3 protein-coding genes and 3 tRNA genes are annotated in these 6,277 nt (G+C 56.5%); 5 read left to right on the plus strand and 1 reads right to left on the minus strand.

Annotated elements, in window-relative coordinates; genetic code table 11:
- The first annotated feature begins 55 nt into the window (after window positions 1–55).
- Together arcC and argS are read left to right on the plus strand one after the other, a co-directional pair.
- A complete protein-coding gene (arcC, locus tag Q0G75_RS07750; protein ID WP_294417924.1) occupies window positions 56–1,009 on the plus strand; it encodes a carbamate kinase in 954 nt (317 codons plus the stop codon).
- A 416-nt stretch (window positions 1,010–1,425) separates the two neighbouring features.
- The gene (argS, locus tag Q0G75_RS07755) at window positions 1,426–3,138 is read left to right on the plus strand and encodes an arginine--tRNA ligase (protein WP_294417927.1); all 1,713 of its coding nucleotides are present in this window, start codon (window positions 1,426–1,428) and stop codon (window positions 3,136–3,138) included.
- A 59-nt stretch (window positions 3,139–3,197) separates the two neighbouring features.
- Here the strand turns inward: argS and Q0G75_RS07760 are convergent, their stop codons facing one another.
- The gene (locus Q0G75_RS07760; protein ID WP_294417929.1) at window positions 3,198–5,255 is read right to left on the minus strand and encodes a sodium:proton antiporter; all 2,058 of its coding nucleotides are present in this window, start codon (window positions 5,253–5,255) and stop codon (window positions 3,198–3,200) included.
- A gap of 602 nt (window positions 5,256–5,857) precedes the next feature.
- Here Q0G75_RS07760 and Q0G75_RS07765 point away from each other — a divergent pair.
- The 3 genes from Q0G75_RS07765 (at window position 5,858) to Q0G75_RS07775 (ending at window position 6,164) form a co-directional block, all read left to right on the plus strand.
- Window positions 5,858–5,934 (plus strand) — tRNA-His (locus tag Q0G75_RS07765).
- Between the two features lie 32 nt (window positions 5,935–5,966).
- Window positions 5,967–6,042: transfer RNA gene (locus tag Q0G75_RS07770), tRNA-Lys, on the plus strand.
- Window positions 6,043–6,088: 46 nt separating this feature from the next.
- Window positions 6,089–6,164, plus strand: a tRNA-Lys gene (locus Q0G75_RS07775).
- The last annotated feature ends 113 nt before the right edge of the window (window positions 6,165–6,277 follow it).

A 6,277-nucleotide genomic window follows, 5' to 3' on the forward strand; every position in this document is an offset into this window, starting at 1 on the left:
ATTTTTCGTCCCATTTCAATGGGTTGGTTTTTTTATTCCTAAAAAGGAGGCAATCATGCCCTACGCAAAAGGTGACGGTCCTTCCGTAGTCATCGCCCTCGGCGGCAACGCCCTCGGCAACAGCCCGCAGGAGCAGCTCGAGCTGGTGAAGAACACCGCAAAGCACATCGTCGACATGATCGCCGATGGCGTGAACGTCGTCGTCTCCCACGGCAACGGCCCCCAGGTCGGCATGATCAACAACGCTTTCGCCTACGCCGCCGCCAACGACGGCAAGACCCCGGAGATGCCTTTCCCCGAGGCCGGCGCAATGTCCCAGGGCTACATCGGCTATCAGCTGTCCCAGGCCATCCTGAACGACCTGAAGTCCCGCGGCATCATGCGTTCCGTCGCCAACGTCATCACCCAGACCGTCGTGAATCCCGAGGATCCGGCGTTCCAGAACCCCACCAAGCCCGTCGGCGCCTTCATGACCGAGGAAGAGGCCAAGGCCAAGGCTGCTGAGACCGGCTGGACCTTCAAGGAAGACGCTGGCCGCGGTTGGCGTCAGGTCGTCGCTTCCCCGAAGCCCGAGCGCATCGTCGAGTTCGACGCCGTGAAGGATCTTATGGACAACGGCTACATCGTCGTTTCCACCGGTGGCGGTGGCGTGCCGGTCTTCGAGACCGAGAACGGCTACGAGGGCGTGCCCGCCGTCATCGACAAGGACCGCTCCTCCGCTAAGCTGGCCGCCGACTTCGGCGCCGACATGCTGGTCATCCTGACCGCCGTCGAGAAGGTCTGCATCAACTTCAACAAGCCCGACCAGGAAGAGCTCTCCACGATGACCGTGGCCGAGGCTCGCGAGTACATCGCCCAGGGCCAGTTCGCCCCCGGCTCCATGCTGCCCAAGGTCGAGGCTTGCATCGAGTACGTCGAGGCTTTCCCGCAGGGCAAGGCTCTCATCACCTCCCTCGAGTGCGCCGCTGCCGGCCTCGAGGGCAAGACGGGCACCGTCATCACCGCTTAATTTGATGACTGGCTACGTTTGCTGATCCTTCCCATGATCGTGTTTGCATGATCACGGTGCAGCAAACGATGAGAACGAACGATGATGATTCTGGTTAGCGTGCGACTTGCGTTCTGATTGCATCTTCGATCGTTTTCTGTCCGCTGGTTTCGTTTGTTTGCTCATCACGAACGAAAACCTAAACAATTGCTTACTCGCGACAGTGCGTGCGCATGCCCTGTCGCACCTCCTAAAGCCTTTGCCTTTGTTCAAGATTTGATCTTTGGGCAAGGCCCGAAAGCTCCCTCGCATATGCGGGGGAGCTTTTGGTTTTCGGTTTACCGTGTTGCCTGGCGACTGTATCTCGGATTGTTGGGGCAAGCATGGTAAGATGCAGAACTATGTATTGGGTGCTAGCTTAAGGAAGTTTTATCAACATGCAAATTCGCGAAGAACTGGAAAACCTCATTGCGGCTTCTATTGCCGCTGCTTGTGACGACGCAACGCTGGAGCTGGCCGAGCGTCCTGCTCCGGCACTTGAGCGTCCTCGCGACCTATCCAATGGCGATTGGGCTTCGACCGTTGCCATGCGTACGGCAAAGCTGGCCCACAAAAATCCGCGCGAGATTGCGCAGATCATCGTTGATCATCTGCCCGAAAACAACATGATTGCGTCCGTAGAGATCGCAGGTCCTGGTTTCATCAACATCAAATTGGCGCCTTCCGCGTTCCAATCGGTTGCAGCTCGCGTGCGTGCGGAGCGTTTCGACTTCGGCAAGGGTACGTTGCCTGAAGGCACTCCTCGCAACGTCAACCTTGAGTATGTGTCTGCCAATCCCACGGGTCCGATGCATGTCGGCCATGGCCGCTGGGCAACGCTCGGCGATGCCATTGCTCGTGTGATGCGTCATGCCGGTTATCAGGTTTCCGAGGAGTATTACATCAACGACCATGGCGTTCAGATGGACGTCTTCGGCAATTCCGTTTCTGTCCGCTACATGCAGCTGCTGGGCCATGATGTCGAGATGCCCGAGAAGTGCTACGGCGGCGGCTATGTTAAGGATATCGCCCAGGGCATCATCGATCGCGATGGCAACAAGTGGGAGAGCGTCAGCGATCAAGAACGTATGGAGGCTTTCCGCGAAATCGCTTATCAGGAAATGCTCGATCTTGCCCGCGAAACGCTTACCGGCTTTGGTACCACGTTCGATACGTGGTTCAGCGAGCGTAGCCTGTATGAAACCGATGAGAGCGGCACCTCTCCGGTTTCCCGTTCGTTGCAGATCATGAACGAGAAGGGCTATCTGTATGACAAGGACGGCGCTACTTGGTTCCGTTCCACCGACTTCGGCGACGACAAGGACCGCGTGCTGTTGAAGGAAAACGGTGAGTACACGTATTTCATGTCTGATGTGGCTTACCACTATAACAAGATGCAGCGCGGCTTCGATCACCTGATCGATCTGTGGGGCGCTGATCACCACGGCTATATTCGCCGCTGCGAGGCTATGCTTGCCGCCTGGGGTTATCCGGGTGCGCTTGAAGTCGTGCTGGGGCAGCTGGTCAACCTGTTCCGCGATGGTGAAGCGGTTCGCATGTCCAAGCGTACGGGCGAGATGGTCACCTTTGCCGAGCTCATCGATGAAGTCGGCGTGGATGCAACGCGTTTCCTGATGCTCTCGCGTTCTTCCGATCAGCCTATCGACTTCGATATCGAGGTTGCTAAGAAGAAGGATAACTCTAACCCGGTGTACTATGTGCAGTACGCTCATGCGCGCATTTGCTCCGTGCTGCGTAAGGCTGCTGGTGAAGGCGCTGAGTCGCTTTCCGCCGATGAACTTGCTGCAAAGGTTATCCCTGCCGATGTCGACCTCAGCGTTCTCACGCATGAGTCCGAAATCGCCCTTATGCGCAAGATGGATGACTTTGGTGAACTTGTGGCCCTGGCGGCACGTGATCGCGCTCCGTTCCGCTTGACGCATTATGCGCAGGAGCTTGCCGGATTGTTCCACCAGTTCTATACCAATTGCCATATCGTCGGCGAAGAGCCCGCCATTCAGAACGCCCGTTTGGCCCTTGCTGACGCAACGCGTACGGTGTTGGCCCTGACGCTTGATCTTATCGGCGTTTCTGCTCCTGAGCGCATGTAAGTTCTCATTACGTTCTTCCGTTCAGTAAAATGGCCGCCCATCTGGGCGGCCATTTTGTTTTAAACGTTATCTTCCAAGTCCATTTGCATGAGATTGACGTTTTCTCGCAGACGCTTTGCCGCTACACGGGATAGCTCGCCATCGTCGTAGCGGGTCTGGATCTGCTCAAGCTCGATTTCCAGACCAAGTCGTTCGACGTCGGCGCTCTTATCTTGCGTTGTCGTGAACGTGGTGATGGAAGGGGCGGCAGCGCGCAGCGTTCTCAACAGACGCTGATATTCGATGAGCAGCTTCGAGATGTCCTCGGCATTGGCGGGGGAGTTTCCAGCCAGCTCCTCATGAAGCTTGTCTACCACATGCTCGTAGCATTTGATTTGCAAGGCTCGCGTTGCTTGCGTGGTCTCGCTTAGTTCGGCTCCGGGAACCTTGTGGGCGATTTCCTGCAAGCTGCGTCGGCCGAACGTCCTCCATCGTATGAAATGCTGTCGAAGGTTGGCACGTACGGAGTGTTGATGCATGATCAGCTCCTCCATGCGTGCAAGGCGCATAAGGTACTGATATCCAGCGAAACGATCCACCTCATCGGCATCGATGAGGTTTTGCGCGAACTCGCGTTCCCAGGCCAGCGTGCGCAGGCGCAGTTTCATGTTCGGCTCATCTTCTATGCCATTGAGTTCTTTGATCCTTTTGATGCGGTCGTTGTACTGTCGCACGACGATCTGCGTTGCTGCGCGTGTTTCAGGCGTTTGACGTGCGGAAAGCTCCTCGATTACGACGCGGAGGATGTCGAGGTTCGCTTGGGCATCGCGTTCGAGCTGTTCGGTGTTATCGCGTTTCTTTTGGGGGGCCAAGATCGGAACCACGAAGGTTGCGAGCAAAAGCGTGACCACGATAACGCCGCATGCCAGGAACAGGATAAGCTGGCGTTGTGCGATTGCTTGCGGAAGGGTCAGGATCACCGCCAGGGTAACGGTGCCTTTCGGGCCTCCGAGCGTCATAATGGCGGCAGAATGCACGTCATGGGCAAGCGACTTGCGCGGCTCGGGCTCGATGTTCTTTTCCTTTGCAGCTTTCTCGTTGCGCTTTGCGACGTGTCGGTGGTGCACGCGCTCCATGAGCAGCACCCACACGAAACGGACGGCGATAAGGATCAAGCTGATGGTCAGCACGTATATAAGCAGCGTCCAGTTCGAGATGGCCACGTTGTTCCAAGTGGTTTGCATGGCGCGTGGCAGCTGCGTTCCCAGCAACACGAACACGATGCCGTTGAGCGTGAAGGAGATGACGCGCCATACGCTGGTGGAGACGATGTTCAGACGAGACACCGAGGGGCCGGCGGTGCGGGGCGAGATGACGTTGACCAGGCCGGCGGCCACTACTGCCAAGATGCCGCTTCCGCCAAGCTGATCGGCTGCCAGAAACACGATGAACGGGGTGAATACCTCGAACAGAACATGGAACGTGGTGTTTTCAAGCCCCCACGAGCGTACCAGGCGAACGATACCGTTGCCGATCACGCCGAGTATCAAGCCGAACGCGATGCCGCCCACGAACTCCAGCAGGAATTCGCCGATGGCATGAGCGGGGGAGAAGGCGCCGGTCATGGCTGCGGCTATGGCGAATTGGAAGGCCACGATACCCGATGCGTCGTTGATAAGCGATTCTCCTTTAAGGAGCGCTTTGCATCGCGGGCTGATGTCGGCGTCTTTTGATGCGGCCGATACGGCGATGGGGTCAGTCGGGCCAAGCGCCGCGCCCAACGCGAACGCCGCAGCAAGCGAGATGGAGGGGATCATCGCGTTCACGAAAAAGCCCACGGCAACGATGATCGCCAGGACCAATCCGATCGCCAACGACAGGATGGAGCGCCTGTTGCGCCACAATTCCGTCTTCTTGGCTTCTTTCGCCTCATGGAACAGCAGTGGGGCTATGAATAAAACCAGGAATAGTTCTGATTCATCGAATAGCAGATCGATTTGGCGTCCTGCTACCACGGCGATGGCAAGGCCTAGGCCGATTTGGATAAGCGGCGATGATACTTTAGGCACCAGCTGATCGATCACCGACGAGGCCAGAACAGCGGCGAGCATAAGCAATATAAGCAGGAATGTCTCCATGTGGGCATCTCCAAGTATTCAACGGGAATGACCATATTGTAACCCGAACGGTAGCTTCTATATGGTTAACGGCACGTGAACGTTGGTGCATCTGCACAAAAATATGCGTGTCGTCATAACTTCTTTTACCGCTATGCACTACGCGTTCTCTCTATTGAAGGTGAACGCGAGATGGCGGCTTTTCCATGTGCGTCCGCCATGCGTTGCCGGAGTTGCTAGCGAGTTAATCAAAAGTACGGGCCAATGGTTGCAGCGAGAGGTGGGATTGTGGCGCTCCTTTGCCATAAGGCGGAAACGCCTGAATCGTCGCTATGCGTTCTTACGGAGCGAAAAGCTGGGGTGCGGAAATCGGGTTGCCTTGCCATGACCGTGTGAGCAAGGGTGCCCGTTCGCGCTTCAATCGGCCGCCGGCGAGACTGGGCGATGCTTCGTGTGCAGTAGGGCGGAAACGGGCGTATCGGTGCGCCGTCCTAAGTGCAGAGCTGCAGGACGTTTTCCTGAATAAGAGGTTGCAAAACCGCTCCGAGAACCTTTTCGAAAAAAGTTTCGAAAAGGGGGTTGCACAGAATTTGGAAGTGCGTATAATACTTACTCGCGCCTTGGTGGGTGTGGCCTAGTTGGTTAGGGCGCCAGATTGTGGCTCTGGAGGTCGAGGGTTCGAATCCCTTCACCCACCCCATCGCGCAGCTGTTTGACATAGTGTGTTTTCTTGGACCGTTAGCTTAGTTGGTAGAGCAGGGGACTCTTAATCCCAAGGTCCGGGGTTCGAGTCCCCGACGGTCCACCATTTAAAAACATGCTTGTTAAACGAACCTTCACATATTCTTTTTCTTGGACTGTTAGCTTAGTTGGTAGAGCAGGGGACTCTTAATCCCAAGGTCCGGGGTTCGAGTCCCCGACAGTCCACCATGTGAACTCAAGCCTCGCGTATGCGAGGCTTTTCTGTTAATGACTTCAGTCTGGCGCGCGCGTAGCCGCGCCAAGTAAACCGCCCGCTATGCGGGCGGACGACAACCTGCTTT

This window comes from uncultured Senegalimassilia sp. (assembly GCF_934636665.1).
Lineage (GTDB): Bacteria > Actinomycetota > Coriobacteriia > Coriobacteriales > Eggerthellaceae > Senegalimassilia.

What these genes read in the sequence shown, in the direction of transcription:
- Q0G75_RS07760 (WP_294417929.1), bottom strand. Translation starts at nt 5,255, where the DNA reads ATGGAGACATTCCTGCTTATATTGCTTATGCTCGCCGCTGTTCTGGCC.
- arcC (WP_294417924.1), top strand. Translation starts at nt 56, where the DNA reads ATGCCCTACGCAAAAGGTGACGGTCCTTCCGTAGTCATCGCCCTCGGC.
- argS (WP_294417927.1), top strand. Translation starts at nt 1,426, where the DNA reads ATGCAAATTCGCGAAGAACTGGAAAACCTCATTGCGGCTTCTATTGCC.